Raw genomic sequence first — 861 nt, 5'->3', positions numbered from 1 at the left:
AGTATCTACTTCTTTAACATCTAATTCTACAATTTGCTTTACTTCTTCTCCATAATCTATAAAAATAATTGTTTCAATTTAAATTTTTTGTTAGACTTGTTCAAACAAGTTTTATATTTACCATTTAAGTTAATAATAACGATAGTAAGGTTACCTTGCTTCAATGAAATATAGTGAAATATTAAGAGTTTAATTTCTTGAGATTTGAAAAATCTATTGATTTAAAAGTTTATTTTAGGGATTATTACTGTTTTCAACAAAATCCAATCTAATGTCAAAAGAAGAATCTATTGAAATGAAAGGTGTAGTGATTGATTCACTACCTAACACAACTTTCAGAGTTAAGCTTGAAAATAGTCATGTCGTTACTGCCCATATTTCAGGACGAATGCGTAAACATTATATTCGTATTTTAATAGGTGACGAAGTGATTGTAGAATTAACTCCTTATGATTTAAGCCGGGGCCGCATTGTATATCGTGAAGCAGGAAAAAAATTTATTTCATCAGAAGAATAAACTCTCCTGTAAATAGATACTTCCACACTTTCAATAAGTATCTCTCTGGCTTTCACTATGCCAACTCTAATTTCGTCTCCTTCATAGAGTTCTCTGAATAATAAATAATCTTCCAAAGAATTTTTCAAAGAAATTTTCAATTTTTCTGGATTGTAATAACTATCAAGAGAAAACTTATTTTTTTTATTATAACTATGTGCTTACTTACCACAACTATTCTCTCGCTTTTACATTTTTATATTAAGCTAAGTACTAAATTTAATGTTATGCTATTTTCTCTTAGATAGTCACACAATTTACGAATAAATTTATCAAAAATTTTCACTATCATGGCATTATTTAAG

The 861-nt window shown here is 27.3% G+C and carries 1 protein-coding gene; it reads left to right on the top strand.

The window, feature by feature from the left end; genetic code table 11:
• Positions 1-271: 271 nt before the first annotated feature.
• Positions 272-517, top strand: a complete 246-nt coding sequence (gene infA / locus CLERM_RS00585; RefSeq protein ID WP_102156681.1) for a translation initiation factor IF-1 — start codon at positions 272-274, stop codon at positions 515-517.
• The last annotated feature ends 344 nt before the right edge of the window (positions 518-861 follow it).

Source organism: Coxiella-like endosymbiont, from assembly GCF_002871095.1.
In the GTDB taxonomy this organism is placed as follows: Bacteria; Pseudomonadota; Gammaproteobacteria; order Coxiellales; family Coxiellaceae; genus Coxiella.
This window is presented reverse-complemented; position numbering and strand designations above follow the sequence as displayed.

What these genes read in the sequence shown, in the direction of transcription:
- infA (WP_102156681.1), top strand. Translation starts at nt 272, where the DNA reads ATGTCAAAAGAAGAATCTATTGAAATGAAAGGTGTAGTGATTGATTCA.